The sequence below is a fragment of the Methanobacterium sp. genome (genome assembly GCA_016222945.1).
Lineage (GTDB): Archaea > Methanobacteriota > Methanobacteria > Methanobacteriales > Methanobacteriaceae > Methanobacterium_D.
The window spans coordinates 733254-754125 of the sequence record JACRPY010000002.1 but is presented as its reverse complement, the minus strand read 5'-3'; the positions used below and the strand labels follow the sequence as shown (position 1 = coordinate 754125).

Annotated in this window: 19 protein-coding genes and 2 rRNA genes (1 of these 21 running past the window's edge); 13 read left to right on the top strand and 8 right to left on the bottom strand. The window is 31.8% G+C overall.

Annotated features, from left to right (window positions below):
- The first annotated feature begins 65 nt into the window (after window positions 1-65).
- The 4 genes from HZC47_04065 (at window position 66) to HZC47_04050 (ending at window position 2905) form a co-directional block, all read left to right on the top strand.
- Complete coding sequence (locus HZC47_04065; GenBank protein MBI5680052.1) at window positions 66-473, top strand: translation initiation factor IF-2 subunit beta; 408 nt, start codon at window positions 66-68, stop codon at window positions 471-473.
- 52 nt (window positions 474-525) lie between these two features.
- Window positions 526-1581, top strand: a complete 1056-nt coding sequence (locus tag HZC47_04060) for an NMD protein affecting ribosome stability and mRNA decay (protein ID MBI5680051.1) — start codon at window positions 526-528, stop codon at window positions 1579-1581.
- 154 nt (window positions 1582-1735) lie between these two features.
- Window positions 1736-2695: a tyrosine--tRNA ligase gene (locus tag HZC47_04055; protein ID MBI5680050.1), complete on the top strand. Its 960-nt coding sequence runs from the start codon at window positions 1736-1738 to the stop codon at window positions 2693-2695.
- Window positions 2696-2905, top strand: a complete 210-nt coding sequence (locus HZC47_04050; protein ID MBI5680049.1) for a hypothetical protein — start codon at window positions 2696-2698, stop codon at window positions 2903-2905.
- 125 nt (window positions 2906-3030) lie between these two features.
- Here HZC47_04050 and tmk read toward each other — a convergent pair whose 3' ends face one another.
- Window positions 3031-3606, bottom strand: a complete 576-nt coding sequence (gene tmk / locus HZC47_04045) for a dTMP kinase (protein MBI5680048.1) — start codon at window positions 3604-3606, stop codon at window positions 3031-3033.
- A gap of 121 nt (window positions 3607-3727) precedes the next feature.
- Here tmk and HZC47_04040 point away from each other — a divergent pair, with 121 nt between their 5' ends.
- Window positions 3728-6349, top strand: a complete 2622-nt coding sequence (locus HZC47_04040) for a U32 family peptidase (protein ID MBI5680047.1) — start codon at window positions 3728-3730, stop codon at window positions 6347-6349.
- Window positions 6350-6395: 46 nt separating this feature from the next.
- On the opposite strand, the gene HZC47_04035 is transcribed toward HZC47_04040, so the two are convergent.
- Window positions 6396-6824, bottom strand: a complete 429-nt coding sequence (locus HZC47_04035) for a response regulator (GenBank protein MBI5680046.1) — start codon at window positions 6822-6824, stop codon at window positions 6396-6398.
- Window positions 6825-6938: 114 nt separating this feature from the next.
- Complete coding sequence (locus tag HZC47_04030) at window positions 6939-7748, bottom strand: sulfite exporter TauE/SafE family protein (GenBank protein MBI5680045.1); 810 nt, start codon at window positions 7746-7748, stop codon at window positions 6939-6941.
- 298 nt (window positions 7749-8046) lie between these two features.
- On the opposite strand from HZC47_04030, the gene HZC47_04025 reads away from it, so the two are divergent.
- Both HZC47_04025 and HZC47_04020 read left to right on the top strand, forming a co-directional pair.
- A complete protein-coding gene (locus tag HZC47_04025) occupies window positions 8047-9942 on the top strand; it encodes an endonuclease MutS2 (protein ID MBI5680044.1) in 1896 nt (631 codons plus the stop codon).
- Window positions 9943-10123: 181 nt separating this feature from the next.
- On the top strand, window positions 10124-10825 hold the full coding sequence (locus HZC47_04020; GenBank protein MBI5680043.1) for a hypothetical protein: 702 nt from the start codon (window positions 10124-10126) through the stop codon (window positions 10823-10825).
- 25 nt (window positions 10826-10850) lie between these two features.
- Here HZC47_04020 and HZC47_04015 read toward each other — a convergent pair whose 3' ends face one another.
- Complete coding sequence (locus HZC47_04015; protein MBI5680042.1) at window positions 10851-11507, bottom strand: ABC transporter ATP-binding protein; 657 nt, start codon at window positions 11505-11507, stop codon at window positions 10851-10853.
- Window positions 11504-12199 carry an FtsX-like permease family protein gene (locus tag HZC47_04010; GenBank protein ID MBI5680041.1) on the bottom strand — a complete coding sequence of 232 codons (696 nt, stop codon included), beginning with the start codon at window positions 12197-12199 and terminating at the stop codon, window positions 11504-11506. Before HZC47_04010 ends, HZC47_04015 begins: the two co-directional genes overlap by 4 nt.
- 336 nt (window positions 12200-12535) lie before the next feature.
- On the opposite strand from HZC47_04010, the gene HZC47_04005 reads away from it, so the two are divergent.
- Window positions 12536-13012: a hypothetical protein gene (locus HZC47_04005; protein ID MBI5680040.1), complete on the top strand. Its 477-nt coding sequence runs from the start codon at window positions 12536-12538 to the stop codon at window positions 13010-13012.
- Between the two features lie 38 nt (window positions 13013-13050).
- On the opposite strand, the gene HZC47_04000 is transcribed toward HZC47_04005, so the two are convergent.
- Window positions 13051-13695: a VTT domain-containing protein gene (locus HZC47_04000; GenBank protein MBI5680039.1), complete on the bottom strand. Its 645-nt coding sequence runs from the start codon at window positions 13693-13695 to the stop codon at window positions 13051-13053.
- A 193-nt stretch (window positions 13696-13888) separates the two neighbouring features.
- On the opposite strand from HZC47_04000, the gene HZC47_03995 reads away from it, so the two are divergent.
- From HZC47_03995 to HZC47_03975, 5 genes are all read left to right on the top strand, one after another.
- Window positions 13889-15028: a hypothetical protein gene (locus HZC47_03995; GenBank protein MBI5680038.1), complete on the top strand. Its 1140-nt coding sequence runs from the start codon at window positions 13889-13891 to the stop codon at window positions 15026-15028.
- Between the two features lie 104 nt (window positions 15029-15132).
- A complete protein-coding gene (gene otsB, locus HZC47_03990) occupies window positions 15133-15930 on the top strand; it encodes a trehalose-phosphatase (protein ID MBI5680037.1) in 798 nt (265 codons plus the stop codon).
- Window positions 15931-16027: 97 nt separating this feature from the next.
- The gene (locus HZC47_03985; GenBank protein ID MBI5680036.1) at window positions 16028-17182 is read left to right on the top strand and encodes an NDP-sugar synthase; all 1155 of its coding nucleotides are present in this window, start codon (window positions 16028-16030) and stop codon (window positions 17180-17182) included.
- Between the two features lie 29 nt (window positions 17183-17211).
- Entirely contained in the window at window positions 17212-18513 is a 1302-nt protein-coding gene (locus HZC47_03980; protein ID MBI5680035.1) for a phosphomannomutase, read from the top strand.
- Between the two features lie 61 nt (window positions 18514-18574).
- Window positions 18575-20071: a trehalose-6-phosphate synthase gene (locus HZC47_03975; GenBank protein MBI5680034.1), complete on the top strand. Its 1497-nt coding sequence runs from the start codon at window positions 18575-18577 to the stop codon at window positions 20069-20071.
- A gap of 334 nt (window positions 20072-20405) precedes the next feature.
- On the opposite strand, the gene rrf is transcribed toward HZC47_03975, so the two are convergent.
- Window positions 20406-20524 (bottom strand): 5S ribosomal RNA (gene rrf / locus HZC47_03970).
- A gap of 184 nt (window positions 20525-20708) precedes the next feature.
- A 23S ribosomal RNA gene (locus HZC47_03965) occupies window positions 20709-20872 on the bottom strand (it continues 2605 nt past the right edge of the window).

Sequence of the window (20872 nt, the reverse complement as noted above, 5' to 3'; positions counted from 1 at the left end):
TATTATAGATTCTAAAATATTAGTTATCAAGCTTACATAAATTTTTAATTTTTGGAGGATAAAAAATGAGCGATTACGATAAATTATTAGACCGGGCTATAGACCAATTACCACAAAAAGTTTTTGAAACAACAAGATTTAATGTTCCCAAAGCATATTCTGTGATTCAAGGAAACCGAACAATGATTCAAAACTTCAGAGAAATTGCAGATGCATTTAATAGGGACCCTCAACACTTACTTAAATTTTTACTTAGAGAATTAGGTACTGCAGGGAATTTAGAAGGAAGCAGAGCCATTATGCAGGGAAAATTCACCCATTATTTGATAAATGAACGAATACAAGAGTATGTAGACAGATTTATCATGTGCCATGAGTGTAACCGGCCAGATACCAAAATAATCAGAGAAGATCGTATATTTTTATTAAAATGCGAAGCATGTGGTGCTAAAGCTCCACTTAAAACATTATAATGGATTAAAAATCCATTATGTATTCTGTTTTTAAATTAAATAGATTGATATCATGTTCTGTCCAAAATGCGGAAAAACAGATGAAAAAATCTTTGATGGCGTTTGTAAATCCTGTTTTCTAAAAGAAGTTGTTTTAGCTGAAATTCCCTCTGAACTGGAGATAACTGTCTGTGCACATTGCCAGTCACGTCTTGTAAGTGGAAGATGGCATGAACTAGAACTTTCTGATAAAGAAATCATGCTAAATACCTTAAATAAACATATTAATCTCAGCGAATACGTTGAAAACGCTGAAATTGGTGCAGAAACAATTCTGGCACGAGGATCAAATATTGATTGTATTGTTCATGTTAAGGGGGATGTTTTAGGGGAAATTGTTGAACAGGAGTATAAAATAAATTTTAAAATTAAAAGAATGGTATGCCCAGAATGCAGTAAGTTTCAATCAGGATATTTTGAAGCTGTAATCCAATTAAGGGCAGATAAAAGAATTCCAGATGATGATGAAATTGCAGTAGTTGATGGCATTATTGCAGATAATATCAATAAAATCTCTAAAAAGAATAAAATGGCATATATTTCAGAGCGTGCTGTGCTTAAAGAAGGGATTGATTATTATGTGGGCACGTATAAGGTTGCAAAACGGTTATCTAACACCATAAAGGACAGTGTTGGGGGTGTTGTCAAGGAATCTCCGCGACTTATGGGTCGGGATAAATCAGCAGGGAAAGACCTTTATAGGATATGGATTTCAGTTAGGTTACCTTATTTTAGATTTCATGACTTCATTAAATATGAAAACGTTCCAGGCCAAATTATGGGAATAGATGGTAAAAAGGTGCTTATTAAAGATTTAATTTCAAGAAAGTATATTTCTGTTCAGTGGAGAGATTACGATAAAATTGAGACTGTTGCCAAAAAAGAGGATGTTAAAGAAACAACAGTAACTTCAAAAACCCCTAATTCAATTCAAATCCTCCATCCAGTTTCATATGAACCAATAGATCTAGAAATAAACTCTGAAACTGAAGATATTGAAATTGGCATGCAGATACATGTAATAGAAATAGATGAAAATATCTACATCCTAAAAAATACATGCAATTGATATATTTTAAAAAGAAGCTTACTTATATTCAAAGATTTTTAACAATATTTAAATTGTATAAAACATAATTTAATTAAAGATTTAAATTATTATTAATTATCTAATTCTTAAAATTACTCGATATAACAAATTTTAGATAATTTACGGTGATATGATGGACATTGATAGCAAGATAGATATGATAAAAAGAGGAACGCTTGAAATAATAACTCCAGATGAACTTAAAGAAAAGATTGAAAAGGATTCTCCTGTAGCTTATATTGGTTATGAACCTTCTGGAAAAGTCCATCTGGGACATGCAATCACTGTAAAAAAGATGATTGACCTGCAAAAGGCAGGTTTTAAAATAAAGATTCTTCTTGCAGATCTCCATGCTTATTTAAATGGTAAAGGTAGTCTTGAAGAGATTAAAGAAATTTCAGAATATATGAAGAAATGTTTCCTGGCTTTTGGACTTAGTGAAGACACTGAATTTATTTTAGGTTCTTCTTTCCAGACAGATGATAGTTACACATTAAAAGTTTATGAGCTTGCTCTTTCAACAACCTTGACACGTGCAAGGAGAAGTATGGCTCAAATAACACGAGATGAAGAAGATCATAAAGTTGCTGAGGTAATATATCCCATAATGCAAGTTATTGATATGTTATTTTTAGATACTGATGTTGCAGTAGGTGGAATGGAACAAAGAAAGATCCATATGCTTGCAAGAGAAAATTTACCTAAAGTAGGTTCTTCTGCACCAGTATGTATCCACACACCACTTCTACATGGGACTGATGGCGGTGAAAAGATGTCTTCAAGTAAAGAGAATTTCATAGCAATTGATGATTCTCCTAAAGACATTGAAAAGAAGATAAAGAATAGTTTCTGCCCTGCAGGAGAGATTGAAGGAAATCCTGTTGTGGAGATTGCAAAACATTTTATATATGATAAACAAGAGACTTTGTTAATTGAAAGACCTCCTAAATTTGGAGGAAATCTTGAATTAACTTATGACGAACTCATTGAATCTTATAGTAACAACAGATTACATCCATTAGACCTTAAAAATGCCGTAACATCTAATTTAGTTAAAATTTTAGAACCAGTAAGAGAATATCTTAAAAAGTAAATGGTGATTATTATGAAATATGAAATGAAACTACCTCCAGGAGTTCCAGGACAAGTAATGGCTGAAGTATTGGAAAAACTTGATTTAGAAGTAAAACAAACCGAGTATGGTCCTATGCTTTATGGTGAAAAAGAAGTACTTGAAAATGCACAGGATATAATCATTAATGGGCTGAATGAGAGAATAAAAGAGTTAGAAAATAAAAAATAAATTCGCTCAAAAATTCAAAGAATTTTTGGCGCCCCAAACACTCCGTGTTTGAGGGTTTTATTTTAAAGCATATCTTCAATGCTGTTTTGATCGCCCCCAGTGCATGAAATTGATTAAATGAAAAATTAGATGCATCTACCTATTTTTGGGGAAATAACTCTTTTTATATCTTCATGAATCTTGTTAACTCCATTGTTTGCATTTAAAACAAAGAAATCATTTTCCCCAGCAAGTTTAAGATAATTTTCCCTTATTTTTTCAAGAAAAGCTTTATTTTCAAAACTATCCTTACCATCACATCTTTCAAGGGCAGTTTCAACATCCAAATCCAGCAATATTACTATATTTGGTTTTTTAACGAATTTATTTAATTCAAATGTCCATAATGGATCATTTTGATAGGCAATACTTGAATAGAAACATCTATCACTTATTACTGCCTTTCCCTTTTCTTCTGCAGCCTCAATTTCATCCATAAGAATCATGCGATCTGCAGCAAATAGAAGTGCAAGGGTTTTTTGGAAGTTTTCCAGTGTAGCATCAGGATCTCTAAGCATTTCTCTTATTAATTTACCAACAGATGAATTTGTAGGCTCAAAAATTCGCATAACATCATATCCATAATCTTTAAGCCATTTTTCAAGAAGTTTTATCTGCGTTGATTTTCCTGAGCCATCAATACCTTCTAAACAAATATACATATCATCTTCTATTTATTACATTAAAAATATAATTATCGAAAAATAAACATTATTTCATCATAGGATATAATTCATTTTTTAATAGGAAATTGTCAATTTTACGTTTAATTGGAGAATTATAATGGAAATAAAGATACCTGAACTATTAGCACCAGCCGGCTCTATGGATGCACTAAAAGCAGCTGTAAATGCTGGTGCAGATGCTGTTTATATTGCAGGGAAGCAATTTGGAGCACGTCATTATGCATCTAATTTTAGTAATGAAGAATTAAAAGAAGCTACCTGTTATGCTCATTTAAGAGGAGTTAAAATCCATGTAACTGTTAATACACTGGTTAACGATTATGAACTTAAAAAATTAGCCGAATATCTCATTTTTCTCTACAAAATAGGCATTGATGCAATTTTAGTTCAAGATGTTGGTGTTGCAAAATTAGCAAAAGAACTGGTTCCTGATTTAAATCTTCATGCATCAACACAAATGACAATACATAATCTTGAAGGTGTTAAATGGGCATCAGAATTTGGATTTAAACGTGTGGTACTTGCAAGGGAAATGGAATTATCTCAAATAAAAAAAATCAGTGAAAATCTTAAATCATGTGAAATTGAGATTGAAATTTTTGCCCATGGCGCTCTTTGTTACTCTTACTCTGGCCAATGTCTTTTATCGTCATTAATTGGTGGTCGGAGCGGAAATAGAGGAATGTGTGCCCAACCATGCAGGAAAACCTACGAATTAGCCTATAGCGCGGAAGATAAATATGGAAGACCAGTTAAACTGAATAAAACAAAAATAAATGAGAAATACCTTTTATCAACACGTGATTTATCTATCTACGAAAATTTAGAGCTTATTTTTAAATCATCTATTAATTCTATTAAAATTGAAGGACGGATGAGATCACCAGAATATGTTGCAATTGTTGTAAGCATATACCGCAAAGCTCTGGATTCAATTGCAAAAGGAAAATGGAAAGCAAATAAAAAAGACATAAATCACCTTAAATTAGCTTTTAATAGGGATTTTACTGGCGGATATCTATTAGAAGATAATAAAAATAAAGTAATGGGACGTAATCGTCCTGGAAATCGTGGCATTTACATTGGAACCGTCTCCAGTTATAACATGAAAAGTAAGGAAGTCCTTATAGAACTTATGGGAGATTTAATTCCTCAAAAAGGCGATGGTATCGCATTTATACCATCTAACAAGAATGAAAGAGAATATGGTATGGGAATACATGAAATCCCATATATTAAAAAAAATAAGATGAAATTAAAAGTTCAACATAATTTAAAGCCAGGAAATTCTGTTTATTTAACCAAAAGTAAATCATTTGGAGAGAAAACCCAAAAAATAATTAATTATCCTCCAGATAAGTTAAAAAACGCCATTTTTATTGATTTATATGTATCTGTAGAAAAAGATGGATCAATAACACTTAAAAGTAAATTTAATGGTCCGAAGAGTGCTGTACAATTAGAAATGTCTGCTGATTTTAAAATGGAAAAAGCAATTAATAAACCATTAAACGCTGAAACAATCGAAAATCAGTTTCTTAAAACAGGAGGAACACCTTTTCATATTAATAATATCCAAATAAAATATACTGGATGTTTTTTTACACCAATTAGCAAGATTAACCAACTTCGAAGAGAATTATTTGATAAAATAGAGAAAAAAATAATTTCAACCTATCTTCCAAATGAAAATAAAATAGAAAAAGCTTATAAAAATCTAAATAACCTTAATAAGCTTTTGAATAAATCTATTGAAAATATTAGTGAAAATAAAAAGCCTGTTGATTTAGCAGTTTATGTAGACAGTTTAGATACTTTAAATAGTGCCGTAAAATGGGTGGACATGGTTTATTTTGATCCATTCACCATAAATTTTCCTTTAAATTGTAAAAATAACTCTAAAATCGATGTTGAGGAATTTTATAGCAGAATTATGGAAGCTATTTCTATCTGTAAAGACAATAACACTAAAATATGTTTAAAATTACCTAAAATCACTTCAGATTATTTTTTAAATGAAATTAAACCAATATTAACTCAATCATTTGCTGATGGAATTAAAGGAGTTATGGTTGATGGAATTGGGGCTGCCCAATTTATTTTAAAATTGAATCCCAAAATAAAGTTATATGGATCTTCCGGGCTAAATATATGGAATCACCAGTCGATAATGGAATTAAATTGTATATTTAAAAGTTTTACCATTTCTCCTGAGCTTTCAAGAGATGAAATTAAAGTATTGCTATTTAATGTGCGTGAAGGAAAAATTAAAGGCAAACTTGAACTTTTAGTGCAAGGAAACCTTGAATCTATAGTTTCTAAAGATCATATAATTTCTATTGAAGAAAATGACATTGATACATTCACAAAAATGTTCTGGGGACTTTTAGATAGTAAAAATCATTTATTCCCCTTAAGATTTGACACAAAATGTAACACATATATCCTAAATTCCGTAGAACTATCTTTAATTGATTATATGCCTCAAATCAATAATATGGGTATTGATACTGTTATAATTGATTCACGAGGGCGTACAGCAGAATATACAAACAAAATATGTTTTATTTATAAGCAGGCCATTGAAATAGAAAATTATGCTAAAAATAAAAAAGGGCATTTAAAAAATTTAAAAAATGAAGTTAAAAAGATTTCTTTAGGCGGAATTACAACAGGAAATTTCATTAGAGGAGTAGAAAAGAATAAATTTATTTTATAATCCTCGTTTCTATATAATATTGTTTCTATATAAAAAAACGATTGTTTCATGAACTTTGAGCTTCAGACTCTTTTTCCTTATTTTTCTTTGATTTTCTATCTTTTTCATGCTTATATATTGAAACTTCGATCATACTGTATAAATCCCTATCTTCAAAAGGTTTTATAATATACCCATAGGGAACTGTTTTTTTGGCTCTTTGAATGATTTCATCATCAGAATAAGCCGTAACAAATATTATAGGAATATCAAAAAGATTATTTATCCGTTTTGCAGCTTCAATACCATCAATAGATCCCTTAATAACAATATCCATGAGTATTATGTCCGGTTTAACCTCTAATGCTAATTTAATAGCATCTTTACCAGTTGAAGCAGGTTTTGGTACTTCATAACCCATATTTTCTAAACGAGAAACAATATCCATCGCCACAACTCTCTCATCCTCAACGACGAGAACAACATTTTTTGTTATATTTATTCCCCCAGCTATTATCCATATTTTATTTCAACCAATTTAAAGTCTTTATTTAGCTATAAATCTATCACTGAGTTTAATTATAACCATTACATTAATAAACATTTTTTGTTAAATAACTCCAATCATTTTTAAACCTATTAAAATCATTAAACCTACAAATATATAATTCAATTTTCGTGAAGAAAGTTTATGAGCTGTTTTTACACCAATCTGGGCCATAGGAATACTTGCACCTGCTAAAAGCACCAACTGAAGTAAATTAACATACCCTAAAGAATATTGAGGCAACCCTTGCATACCCCACCCATTAAATATATAAGATATTATTCCTCCAATGGAGGTAAACACGATTACTGCTGTTGAGGTCCCAATAGCTTTGTGTATATCGTATCTCATTAAAATAACCATAAATGGAACTACAATAAATCCGCCACCCACTCCAAGAAGACCTGACATTATTCCAACAAAAAGGCCTCCGAAAATGTAGTAAATAGTTTTGTCAATTGGTTTTTCATTAATCTCTGGATATTTCATTACAAGCATCTTGAAAGCCACTATTAATGCTGCTAAACCGAAAATAATCTGTAAAACATCACCAGAAATATTTGTAGCTATAATCCCTCCCAAAATACCTCCCATCATACCAGTTACCGCTAAAAATGCTGTAGGTTTAATTAAAACTGCATTCTTTCTGTAATGACCATATGCTCCACTTATGGCTGTTGGAAGTATGACTGCAAGACTTGTGCCTAAAGAAATTCTGATTGCAACTGTAGGATCAACACCCATTGATGTAAGGAGCCAGAATTGGATTGGAACCATTATAAAACCTCCGCCAACTCCTAAAAGCCCTGATAAAAATCCTATCCCTGCACCAGTGATTATAAGTATTAATATGTAAAATATATAAGATTCCATGATTTTGTTCCTTTAAATTATATCTTGTTAACAGTTTCTTGGAAAAATAATCGTTCGAAGTTAGTTTAATTATATTATCTTTCTTTGAAAATATTTTTACTGTCTAAGAAACTATATTTAAATATAGGATATACTATTATATGAAAAATTCCTAAAATGATTTTGCAATGATTGAACAAATCAATATGTATAATAAAAGATTAATATGATTTAAATTAAGATAAATAATCTTAATAAATGCTTTTTATATAATTAAAATCTGAAATTAAGTGATTAGAATTTTTATTGGTGATATAACTTGGATTTAACAAAAATTAGAGGTATAGGTGAAAAGCTGGCTAAAAAGATTGTTGACAGTTTTGGAAGCCACGAAGCATTAGAATCAGCGATTGGAAACTTTGAAGTGGATAAACTTTCAAGAATTGAAGGTGTAAGTCAATCTAAAGCCATAGAAATAATAAATGCTGCTTTAGGCAATCCTAAAGAAGAATTTTTAAAAACAGGGCGAACTATTCAAATTTATAATGATGTAATTGCTAGAATTCTTAGTTATGCTCATACAAAATATGGAAAAAACCGTATTCTTCTAATCAGCCCCACAAAAGATGTCTCGAAGATTCAGGAAAATTTAGATTTTGTAATGAATTCAAAAAAGGCCATATCCAACCTCCCTATAGATGAAATTAAAAATCTGCTTAAAAAAGTAAATCCATCATGGGAAAACAAGCCCAAATACGATCCAACAAGGGCATTACTCGTTGAATCGAGAGAAGATTACAACCAATTATTGGATATGGATTTAAACAAGTATTGTACCATCATGACAACTGAAGAGCTTGAAAGTCTTGAAGATTATGAATTTGTAGTTTATATTTATTCTACAGGGCAAATCGAGATTGATGATACCTATAATGTTGCTATGGTAACAAGCGATTCTACAGAATACGAAATAGTTCCAGAAACAGTTTTATCATACTTCTACACAAACTACGATCTTTTAGGGAATATTTTAAAAATTAAAGACATATTAGGACGTGAATCAGTAATTCCTGAAGTACTTGAAATTCTTGACTCTCTGGAATCAGCTAAAGTTGATGAAAGCATGTTTAATGATGCTGTTGAAGATGCCAAAACCCATGCTGATTTAAAGCTTAAAGAAAGCATTAAAAAGGTTGATCTTAAAGGCGATGAAGTTTTAGCATTGATGAATGAAGGAATGCCTGCTAAAATACAGAAAATATTTGATGGAGTAATAAAAGAAGCTATAAATGAAATCAAAGACAAAACAGGCTGCGTATTTGACCCATTTATACCAAAATATCCCATAGAAATAGATTATCATGAATTTGAAAGGGTAAAAAGGCAGGAAATTTCAAAACAACACTTAAAGGCATTTGATAAAAAGGTAATTGCTGCCTCCCGACTTTCAAGCCTTAAAGAAATGACTGAATCTGAAATTCATGAAATATTAGAATTTGATTATGAATTTGCATTAGGATGCTTTGCATATTACTATGACCTAAATCCGCCACAAATAGGAGATGAATTCAATTTCAAGGAAGGAATTCACCTTAATTTAGCATTAGAAAATAATTTTAATATTCAAAAAATTGATTATTCCCTTAAAACACCTGAAAATGTTGCTCTTCTGACTGGGGCAAATAGTGGAGGTAAAACAACATTGCTTGAAACTTTAGCCCAAATTTCAGTAATGACACAGATGGGGCTTCCTGTTTGTGCTAGTGAAGCAACTGTAAAGTTAGTAGATGAAGTATATTTCTTCTCAAAGAAGAGATCACTTGATGCTGGAGCGTTTGAATCATTCCTTAACACATTCATGCCAGTAGTAACTACAGATACTCATAAATTAGTTTTATTAGATGAATTAGAAGCCATAACTGAACTTGAAGCTGCAGTAAAAATAATAGCAAGCTTTATAGACCTCCTAAAAGATTCTGATTCCTATGCAGTTATTGTAACCCACATGGCACGGGAACTAATGAAATTCACCCAGGTTAGAGTGGATGGAATTGAAGCTAAAGGCCTGGATGACGATTATAACCTCTTAGTTGATAGAACTCCTAAAATGAATTATCTGGCAAAAAGTACCCCTGAGTTGATTCTAAGAATGATTTATGAGAAGTCTGATGGGAAATTAAAGGAAATTTATGGACAGATGCTTGAGAAATTTTAAAACTGATTTTTAATAAATAGATTTTTCTTGATAAATAAATGGTTTCTTAATTTATCCATTATTATTCACTTTGTAAGCTTGAAATGTAACTTTTCAGTAAATTATTTATAATAATTACTCTAAATCTGTTATTAGATATTTAAATAAATCATAAATTAATTTAAAGATTTTGGTGATAAAAATGAGCTATCTAAACCCAGATAAGGAAAAAATGAGCCCATTACAAAGAAATTTGCTCAGAGTATTAAGGATTTTTCTTTTGATTGCTGGTATTTACATTACTATTTTTGGTGGAGCTAATGGTGCTGAAAGGATTTTTGGAATATTGATTTTAATAGCATTAGCCATAATTAATGCTCCAGCATTTTTTACTAAAGGTAGAATACATGCACTCCCTGTGGAAATTGAGCTTTTGCTTTTAGCAATGGTGCTTTTCGAATTGGTTGGTGGAGATGCCCTTGGCTTATATGTCAAACTTCCTCATTACGACAATTTCATGCATTTCATGCTCCCTCTATACATTGCTTTAATAGGAATGATGGTTGTTTACACAATGTATTTCTATGGTAAATTGAAAGCATCATATACCACCATGGCAGTGCTTATTGTAATAGTAACTATTGGATTTGGAGGTATGCTTGAAATGGGAGAATACACCTATGATACATATTTATCAAAAGGTCCTTTAGGACAAATTACAGGTAACACCCAAATGCAAGGCTCTCCAACTCAAGATCCTTTAGATGATACAATGAATGATCTATTCACAGATACTGCTGGAGGTATTGTTGGTGCAGCACTTGGAGTATTGTTAATTCGTAGAAACGAAAAGAGAGGTAGCCACTGGAAAGTAGCTGACGAAGTTGGAGAATTGATAAAGTAAATACTCCCCAAATCCTTTTTTAATCTTATTTATTTTCCAATATCATCCCCTCTTTAATATAGAATATATTATCACAGTATTTATCTAAATCCTGATTATTTGAAGCAATTAGAACTGTAGACTTATTTCCAACAGATTTTATTAAGTTCATAAGTTTATCTGCAGCCTCTAAATTTAATTCCCCAGTAGGTTCATCCGCTATTAAAATAGAAGGATTATTAATTGCAGCCCTCACAAGAGCAGTTTGTTGTTGTTCCACTATATGAATTTCATCTGGAAATTCAGTTATCTTAGTTAAACCTGCAATTTTGAGTAGTTTAATTGCTTTTTCCTTGTCTTTGACTATCATTGGAACCATAACATTTTCAAGAATGTTTAAATATGGGAAAAGATTATCTCGCTGGTAAATAATCCCTATCTCATCCCTTCTGAATTTGCTCCTTTCAGATTTAGACATGTTTAAAGTGTTTTTTCCTTTTATAAATATTTTTCCTTTTGTTGGAGTATCCATTAAGCTTATAAGATTTAATAAAGTACTTTTACCCGAGCCTGATGGGCCTAAAATAAGATTTACCGAGTTCTCTTCAATTTCAAGATCAATCTCCTTCAATGCATCTAATTTTGTTTTATCATTTCCAAATGTTTTCCATACATCCTGAAATTCCAAAATAGGAGCATTCATATTCTTAAAGCCTCCACAGGATCCTTTTTAACATAATACCATATGGAAAATGCTGCAATCAAAGCACTTAATATAGTAGTTATAAATATCGCCCAAAAAGGCAACCAAACTGGCATAACAATAGAAAAAAGTGCTATGTTAATCACACTGGATAAAATAGTTATTCCAATGACCACAAGTACTGTGCCAATCATAGCTCCGATAAAACCTAATAAACCTGCCTCCAAAAGAAGGCTGAACATTATCTGGAGCTCTGTAAAACCCAAAGACTTTAATAAACCTATTTCTCTTCTTCTTTCAAGTAAATTAAGATCCATAGCATATGTAATTCCAAAAATCCCCACTAAAAACACAATACTTGCTATTATATCTAAAAAAGAGATAATACTTCCTAAAATAGACCTTACTCCCTTTATTAATTGTGAATTAGAAGTATTTGAACCTAATAGTGAATTTACATAATCATTTAGTGAATTTATGAAATTATTAAATCCCATATTTCCACTATCTGTCAAATTGGAAGTTTCATTTCCACTAGACCCTGTGGTTTGACCAAGGACGGTAGTGATCCCAATGCCAGAACTAATCAGTATTAAAAGTACAATTACTCCAAATGCTATTCTTAAAACTGTAGAAGTGTTTCTCCACCAATTTCTACGTAAATTTTTGTAGGAAAGACTGTAAATAGCCATAATTACCCATCAATTACTGTTGAAACATAATAATTTATATTGAAAGTATTAGCCCACTTTATTAATATCTTTTCTATTTTTAAAAAGGATAATATTTCATTAAATGTACAAATATTTATATATTCACAAATTAAGTCAAATATAAAAACCATATAAAGGTGTTTAATTGAAAAAAATTGAGTTTATTGGGCATTTTGGAACAATATTTGTACTTATTATAATCTTATCAATAAGCGGGTGCAATGATTTTCCTCAGATTCAGATATTTCAGCTTTAGAAATAATTAATGAAACTTCACCGTTAATAAATGATTTTCCTTCAAGTAGCAATAGTCACATGAGTCCAGCTACTGGAGCAAAATTAACAGAACAAGCATTAAATGCGCCTGAAAATGAGGCTATCCCCATAAAAGGAAATCATGTACTTTTTGTAAGTGCTTTAGATGATTTTACTGGGATCAAATATTTTTCACAGAAATACTTTCCCAGAAATGAAAACATCACCATATTCTATATTTTAAACAACGAAAAATCTACTGGGCTTGTTTACAGTGGCACAAATACATATAGTGTCATTATGGTTCCAAGTAATACTTCAGTTTGGGTAGTATACTGGCCAGAAAAAACAATAGCAGGACATTATAACATTCCAGCAATTGCAAATGGCACCAGAACTGCAGGTTCCTATAGTTATACTAACTATAGATATGGATGGATGGACTGGGTTATTAATCTACCTGGATTTAAACCCGAAATGAAAAAAGAGTTAGATGAAGCTATAAATCAGGAAGGACTAACACGCGCTAATACTTAGTAAATCTAAAAACCGGTAAAATGCATACTAATAAACAATCATTCCTCTTTTTTACTCCCTTTTTCTCTTCTCTTCTTAATAACATACAATACAACAATTAAAACGATTAATATTGCTATTATATCATTTAAAAAGGATATATTATCTGCCAAGCTTATGTAAAAATTCCCAACCTGCCATCCGACAATTCCAAGAATAGTTGCCTGTATCAATGCTCCAAAAAATGTTATAACTAAATAATTTCTAAGAGGATATTTTATTAAACCGCAAAAAAGGTTTACGGCAATACTTGGAATTATTGGCAAACAACGAGCTCCAAAAAGGAAAAAATGATCATAACGACTTTCTTTAACTCTTTTTTCTACATTCTGAATATCTTCAACAGAAACTCCTAAATATTTCCCTGCACGCTCTACAAAGGGCATTCCCACTTTATAAGAAATAAAATAATATACTAATGACCCTATTGTTACTCCTGCAGCTGCAGGAATCGAAACTATAAAAAATAATGTGCTTAAACTTCCTAAAGCTAAAGAGGTTCCTTTCATAACTATGAAACTTGAACCCAAAACAACGATGCTTGATGGAATAGGTGCAATTACCTGTTCAGTAATAGAACCCAAGAAAACTCCTAACAAGCCATAATTTAGGAAAAATCCTTCAATAATAGACATTATCGACATAATGCTCCTTATTTGAATATATTATTTATTATATTGATCTCTTAAAAATTAGTCTTCTTTTTCTCTTATATTTTTTCATTTGATCATCAAATTAAATTAACTGAATCAGATTATTCACTGAGTTAAAGTCAAATAATTCAATTCGGTCAATATAAATATTCCGAAACTAAATATTAATTAGAGGTGAATATTTATGGCTTCCATAATAGAACTGGGAGATCGCATAAAATATTTAAAGGAACATGACTCTCAATCATATAAGCTTTTTAAGAGAGTTTATAAAGTTTATTTTGAAACTGGGACTATGAAAATTCCTGATGGAATGAAAAATAAGATTTTAGGATATTTTGGCCAAAAAAATGAGTCTGGAGAATTTATTGAAACCATAGATCAAGTAGTAAATAGAATTGAAAACCAGAAAATAGTGAAAATCTTTAATAAGTGGAGCGGTGAAGGGGCTCTTTTCAATCATATACGTACTCAACGGCCAGGTATGGACAAATTAGATATTAAAACCCAAAAAGATCAAATTAATAAATTAATTATTGATTCTAAAGCAAACTGCGATTTTTGTAACGCGGAAAAATACACACCAGAAGATGTTTTCGGCAGAGTTATAGGAGAACATTCTGTAACTGCAGCTAATATTGCTAAATATGATGTATGGAGCAGTTTAGTGGTTTTTAATAACCATAATCCTCTTGAATTTAATTTAGAAGAGCTAAGTGATTATATTAATACTGGTTTTAAATGGTTTGAAAAAGTGTTTTTAGAAAATGAAGAGTATAAATTTCCTTTTTTTGTTTGGAATTGCCTCTACAAAGCAGGTGCATCCCAGATACACGGCCACGCCCAAATACTTATGAGTAAAGACATTTCTTACGCTAAAACAGAATCTATGAAAAAAACCCATGAAACATATCAAAACAAGAACAACACAGATTATTTCCAGGATATATACAAAATTCATGATTCTCTAGGTCTTGTCCATGAAATAGGTGATGTAAAACTATATGCTCCTATTACTCCTACTAAAGAAAAAGAAATTATAATTAACCCATTAGAATCACCTTTCACCAGTAAAAATGCAAAAAAAGTTATTTTTAATATTCTTAGATATTTCATTGATGCCTTAGGAGTACATAGTTATAACATGGCCATATATTGCCCTCCTTTAAACAATAACTCTTACTTTCCCTATTTAATAAAAATTGTTGATAGAGGAACTATTCTTAAACCCACTGCAGATATTGGCGGTATGGAACTTTATGGAAGTACAGTAATAGCTGAGGATCCCTATAACTTAATTCATAACATTAAAGAATATTTCTAAAGTTTTAGATTAATGACTCAAAATTTAAAAAAAGAAAAATATAAAAATATTTTGAAAAAATAAACAAATTAAATCCATAATTTAATGATTAAACGTGATTTGACATGGTTAAATATCTTTTTGATAATTTAGAAGACATGAATAAATTCAAAAATGATAATAACACGGCAATTATAACAGATATAGATGGTACTATCAGTGCCATCGCCCCTACTCCTGAAGAAGCAGTTGTTACTGAACCCATGCGCAGAAAACTTATAAAACTCAAAGAAAAGTTTGGTTTGCTGGCAGTTATCAGCGGCCGCTCTGCAAATAACGCTAAAAAAATGGTTGGAATTGAAGATATCTTATATGTTGGAAACCATGGTTTAGAATATATATTCAATGAAGAGTACCAAGTGGCAGATGAAGTTAAAAAATACCTCCCGCAAATCAAAAAGAGCGCTCAAAAAATAAATGAAGAGTTGTACAATATTCCCTGTATATTATTTGAAGATAAAGAAATTTGCTATTCCATACATTTTAGACAGTGTAATGAACCAGAGCATGTGCGTGAAGAAATAATAAATGCTATAAAAAAATCTCCTGAATCAAAAAATCTTCAAATTTCAGAAGGTCGTAAACTAGTGGAGCTAAAACCACCTTCAAGTTATGACAAGGGCACCATTATTCATAGAATCATTGAAGACCATAACTTAAGAAAAGTTATTTATTTAGGTGATGATATCACTGATTTTGATGCTTTTAAAAAACTTAAAGAATTGGAAAAAGAAGGTAAAATACAAGGAACCAGTATACTTGTGTTATCCTCAGAAATACCAAACTACGTTAAAAACAGTTCATCATTTTTTGTGTACAATGTAAATGAAGTTCTTAAATTCTTTAGATGGTTATTAGGCTAATTAAAGAACAATTAAAACTTAAATAAACAAATAAAGGGCAGATATTTATTTTTTAGGAAAAACTTTATTTAATGTAAACTTTATATTATAATACAATATGATAAAAGCCATCATAATGGCGGGTGGAAAAGGAAATCGTATACGTCCTTTAACATTATCAAGACCAAAACCCCTTATTCCTATCGCTAACCGTCCCATGATCGAGTACATAATTGAAAAACTCAAAATCAGCGGATATAATGACATAGTAGTAACTTTAAGTTATTTAAAAAATCAAATTAAAAGCTTGCTTGAAAAAGATTACCCTGAATTAAACATAAATTATTCTGTAGAAAAACAGCCCTTGGGAACTGCAGGGGGCGTTAAGAATGCAGGAAAATATATTGATGATACTTTTTTTGTTTTAAGCGGAGATGTGTTAGTTGACATGGATTTAAATGAACTCTTACATTTTCATAAGAAAAATAAAGCCCTTGCCACTATGCTACTAACTCCTGTTGATAACCCCAGCCATTTTGGAATCGCAGTTCTTGATGATAATAATCAGATTATTAAATTTTTAGAAAAACCATCTCCCCAAGAAGTTTTTAGTAAAATCGCCAACACAGGCACTTATATATTAGAACCAGAAATATTCGACTACATAGATACTAAAAAAAGCGAAGTCGACTTTTCTCAGGACGTATTTCCTCAATTAATCGAAGAACACGCCAGAATATATGGATACGTGCTAAAAAGTTATTGGAATGATGTGGGAAGACCTAAAACTTATCTTCAAGCAAATTATGATGTCCTTAACAAAAAAACCGGGTATGAACCTTCAGGGAAAAAACTAAAAGAAGGTGTTGGAAGATTAGGAGACATATGGATCGGTAAAAATGTTGAAATTGATGAAAAAGTTAGAATAATCGGACCTGTAGCCATAGGAGATAGTTCTGTTATAGAACGAGGATGTACTCTGGGAAAAAATACAGTCATAGGCGAAAATACATATTTAGAAAAAAGTTCAACAATTAAAGGTTCTGTTATTTTTCCAGACAGTACAATAAAAGCTAGTTCGTGCTTGAAAGAATGCATTGTAGATTCAGGATGTTGTGTTGAAAAAGGAAGTTTTATTGAAAGAGGTGCAATACTTGGAAGTTCCGTGCAATTAGGATCATTCAGTAGAGTAAGATCTAAAAGAACAATATACAACAGTGCAGTAATTTTACCTGACTCCATTGTAGACTCTGATTATCCTTTTGTAACTTAAATCAATTTTTAATAAATTAGAGGAGTTAAATGTCTAAATACATCCAAAACATTAGAGGAGTAGTAAACGTAGAGATTACCAACAAATTTGCATCACATTTAGGAACCATAGTAGGTAATCATGTTGGTATTGGAAAGAATGTTATGGTAGGCAGAGACTTAAATGTTCCTTCTCAGATGATCAAAAGATCTTTAACCACTGGCTTAATGTCATCTGGCGTAAATGTTATTGACTTAGGGATTGCGCCAATACCAGTTATACATTACGGGATGGGCCTTTACGACGCCAGTGTCATGATTACAATAAGTAAATCCCATCTGAGACCAGAAGATATTGATATTAAAATATTAAGTGAACATGAAATTCCTTTAGAGCATAGACATGCTGAAAAAGTACCTTGGAACCAGATAGGTCAATTAAAATATGTTCATGAATATCAAGAACCTTATATAAAAGGCGTTCTTAAACACATAAATAATGAAATTATAAAAAATAAAGCATTTTTAGTGGTTTTAGACTGTGAAGAAGGTGTTAACATACCTTTGGTCCCCCAAATATTAGATGAACTTGATTGTGAGACTGTTCTTATACGATGCAAAGATAGTGAATGCGATATTGATTTTCCTGAACCCAGCCCTAAAAGAATATCATTAATATCTGAGCTTACAACCGCATTAGGTGCTGATATCGGTATTGTATTGGATAATGACCGTGATAGGGCAGTTTTCATTGACCAGCATGGAAATATTATCCGAGATCAGACCATATTGAGCATTTTTGCCAAATATGCACTTAATAAGGAACCTGGGCGCACCATAGTCTCATCCATAGTTGCATCACAGTCTTTGGATGAAATAGTGTCAGATAAAGGTGGAGATCTTATAAAAACATCTATAGATACTGTTTTGAATGAAATAGATGCTAATAATGCAATTTTCGGAGGAGATGAACCTGGTATGTATGTTTTCCCTGAATTCCAGACATGCTTCGATGCTATTTTTGCAGTTATGAAAATGCTTGAAATACTGGCCAAGGAAGATACCACTTTATCTACCCTGGCAGGAGGAATAGAAGAATATAACAGAACTGGTTTCACTATAGAATGTGAACATGAGAAAAAAGATGAAGTTATAGAAACTTTCATGACTAAATTTGAATCCGGAAATAATATTAACACCATAGATGGTATTAGAGTCGGTTTAGAAGATTCTTTCATATTAATTAGACCTTCCCGCTTCGAACCGCTGATAAGAGTCTATATTGAATCTAAATCTGCCCAAAAATTACAAGAATTAACAGAATCTGTAAAAAAAATGATTGAAAATGTTTAGTAATTACAATTCCTTTGAAATTAGTATAAAAATCCTGAATTTTTTTTAGAGGTGCAATAATATGAGTTATCCACAACAAAATAAAATTTTAGAGTTTTTAAATGATAAAAATTTAATTGTAGCTTCCAACCGAGGTCCAGTTGAGTTCCATAAATACAATAGCAAAATAGAGATGAAAAGAGGAGCTGGAGGTCTTGTATCTACATTACTACCATTAATGGAAAATTTGAATGGCATATGGATAGCCAGTGTTATGACTCCTGGAGATGTGGAAATAGCTAAGCGATTCCCTGATAATAAAGTACCCATTCCAAATGAAGATCCAAAGTTTTGGGTGCCCTTTGTTGTGGTTGACTCTGACCGATATGAATGCTATTACAGTGTAATAAGCAACCCACTTCTCTGGTTCATCCAACACTATATGTGGAACAGTCCTTATACTCCAACTATCGATGATAAAACCCATCAATCATGGAAACACGGTTACGTGCATATGAATAAGAAATTCGCTGAAAAGGTTGTGGCAGAAAGTAAAAAAAATGAAAAAGAACCATTGATAATGCTACAAGACTATCACCTATATTTATGTCCTACCTATATCCGGAAAAAAATGAAAGACATATTCCTTAGCCAATTTATCCATATACCATGGCCCCAATCAGAATATTTCAGCATCATACCTGAATATATGAGAAAAGCAATTATTGAAGGGCTTCTATCCACTAACATCCTTGGGTTCCATCTTCCTCGATATGTAACTAACTTCATTCAAACCTGTGAAGAGTATACAGATGAAGTGGATTATGATAATGGAATAATCTGGCACAATGGACAAGCTACTCATGTAAAGAGCTATCCAATTTCAGTAGATCATGAAGGAATTAAAGGACTTGCAAATTCACCAAAAGTATTAGAAAAAGAAAAATTGATAAAAGAAATAAAGGGTGAATACTTTCTTTTCTACCGTACCGACCGGATAGATTTGAGTAAAAATATTATTAGGGGATTCGAAGCTTACGAACTCTTTTTGCATAAATATCCTCAGTATCACGGAAAAGTTAAATTCCTGACCACTGGAAAACCCACCCGGCAACAGATTAGAGAGTACCATAATTATTACTACGATGTTATTGACATAATAGAAAATATTAATGTTAAATACGCTACGGATGATTGGAAACCCATAGAATGGATATTCAAAGCAGATTATAATCTTGTAGTGGCTGCTTTTAAAAACTATGACTGTATAATTGTAAATCCCATCGCTGATGGTATGAATATCGTTCCTAAAGAATCTTCCGCAGTCAATGAAAGCCAAGGAACCGTAATTTTATCGGAAAAAGCAGGGTGTTTTGAAGAACTTAAAGAACATGTTCTGGCTGTAAACCCTTATGATGTTAGCCAAACTGCTGAGGCGTATCATCAGGCCATAGAAATGAGTAAAAATGAAAGAACTCAAAGATTAGAGAATTTAAAAGAAATTACGGCTCAAAGAACAATATATCACTGGATTAGTGAACAATTCACTGATTTTGAAAAATTAATGGATAACAAATAACCTTTTTTAATAGTAAAAGTGATTTTGCCTGCATACTAACTCACTGGTTCACTGGTAGATAACCCTTTCCTCCCCGAGCAACCCTCGAAGCAGGCAGTCTGTCCAATGCTGGGTTTCTCCTAATCACAGAAGGCTAAGCCAACCTCATAGAAGGACCGTAGGCATCAGTCAAATAATGATATGACAATAATTATATTGTAAATATATGAAGATAACTTTTTTGTTATTTAATTTGAAAGATGTTAATTAAGATCACTATAACACTCACTTTAGTGAAATTATTACAAAAATCTAATTTTATAATATAATTTAAAATAAATAATATAAGTAGAAAGGCCGGCGACGTCTTGAGGTTCCCATAGAAAACACTATAGTACAGCTCAAATCGCTGGAGGACTTTACTTCTGGGATCGAAACGAGTCCAGGTGTAGCCCCTCCGCTATGGTCGCCGTGCCAATGATCAGATAATCTAATGAATATTAATTTCCATGCACTTTTCACCCTAACTGAATACACCTAACTAGAATTGAAATCATACAAACGGACGTTGGAAATAGCGAGCTGAACAACTCGGCCGAAGCCTCGAAGCTTACACTCCTACCCCATCAATCGGGTCTTCTACCCATGTCCTAAGTTGCTTATTTTCGGGGGATACCTCAGGCTTAGATGCTTTCAGCCTTTATCATCTAGCGCGTAGCTGCCCGGCAGTGCCTTGTCAGACAACCGGTAGACCAGTGGCGCCGACGGCTCGTTCCTCTCGTACTGGAGCCACCTTCCCCTCAAGCAACCAACACTTCTAGT

Bases quoted from the DNA above. Each gene is read 5' to 3' on its own strand.
- HZC47_04010 (MBI5680041.1), bottom strand. From the start codon at position 12,199: ATGGCTATTTACAGTCTTTCCTACAAAAATTTACGTAGAAATTGGTGG.
- HZC47_04050 (MBI5680049.1), top strand. From the start codon at position 2,696: ATGGTGATTATTATGAAATATGAAATGAAACTACCTCCAGGAGTTCCA.
- HZC47_04005 (MBI5680040.1), top strand. From the start codon at position 12,536: ATGAGTCCAGCTACTGGAGCAAAATTAACAGAACAAGCATTAAATGCG.
- tmk (MBI5680048.1), bottom strand. From the start codon at position 3,606: ATGTATATTTGTTTAGAAGGTATTGATGGCTCAGGAAAATCAACGCAG.
- HZC47_04040 (MBI5680047.1), top strand. From the start codon at position 3,728: ATGGAAATAAAGATACCTGAACTATTAGCACCAGCCGGCTCTATGGAT.
- HZC47_04000 (MBI5680039.1), bottom strand. From the start codon at position 13,695: ATGTCGATAATGTCTATTATTGAAGGATTTTTCCTAAATTATGGCTTG.
- HZC47_04060 (MBI5680051.1), top strand. From the start codon at position 526: ATGTTCTGTCCAAAATGCGGAAAAACAGATGAAAAAATCTTTGATGGC.
- HZC47_04065 (MBI5680052.1), top strand. From the start codon at position 66: ATGAGCGATTACGATAAATTATTAGACCGGGCTATAGACCAATTACCA.
- HZC47_04055 (MBI5680050.1), top strand. From the start codon at position 1,736: ATGGACATTGATAGCAAGATAGATATGATAAAAAGAGGAACGCTTGAA.
- HZC47_03985 (MBI5680036.1), top strand. From the start codon at position 16,028: ATGATAAAAGCCATCATAATGGCGGGTGGAAAAGGAAATCGTATACGT.
- HZC47_03975 (MBI5680034.1), top strand. From the start codon at position 18,575: ATGAGTTATCCACAACAAAATAAAATTTTAGAGTTTTTAAATGATAAA.
- HZC47_04020 (MBI5680043.1), top strand. From the start codon at position 10,124: ATGAGCTATCTAAACCCAGATAAGGAAAAAATGAGCCCATTACAAAGA.
- HZC47_04015 (MBI5680042.1), bottom strand. From the start codon at position 11,507: ATGAATGCTCCTATTTTGGAATTTCAGGATGTATGGAAAACATTTGGA.
- HZC47_04030 (MBI5680045.1), bottom strand. From the start codon at position 7,748: ATGGAATCTTATATATTTTACATATTAATACTTATAATCACTGGTGCA.
- HZC47_03980 (MBI5680035.1), top strand. From the start codon at position 17,212: ATGTCTAAATACATCCAAAACATTAGAGGAGTAGTAAACGTAGAGATT.
- HZC47_03995 (MBI5680038.1), top strand. From the start codon at position 13,889: ATGGCTTCCATAATAGAACTGGGAGATCGCATAAAATATTTAAAGGAA.
- otsB (MBI5680037.1), top strand. From the start codon at position 15,133: ATGGTTAAATATCTTTTTGATAATTTAGAAGACATGAATAAATTCAAA.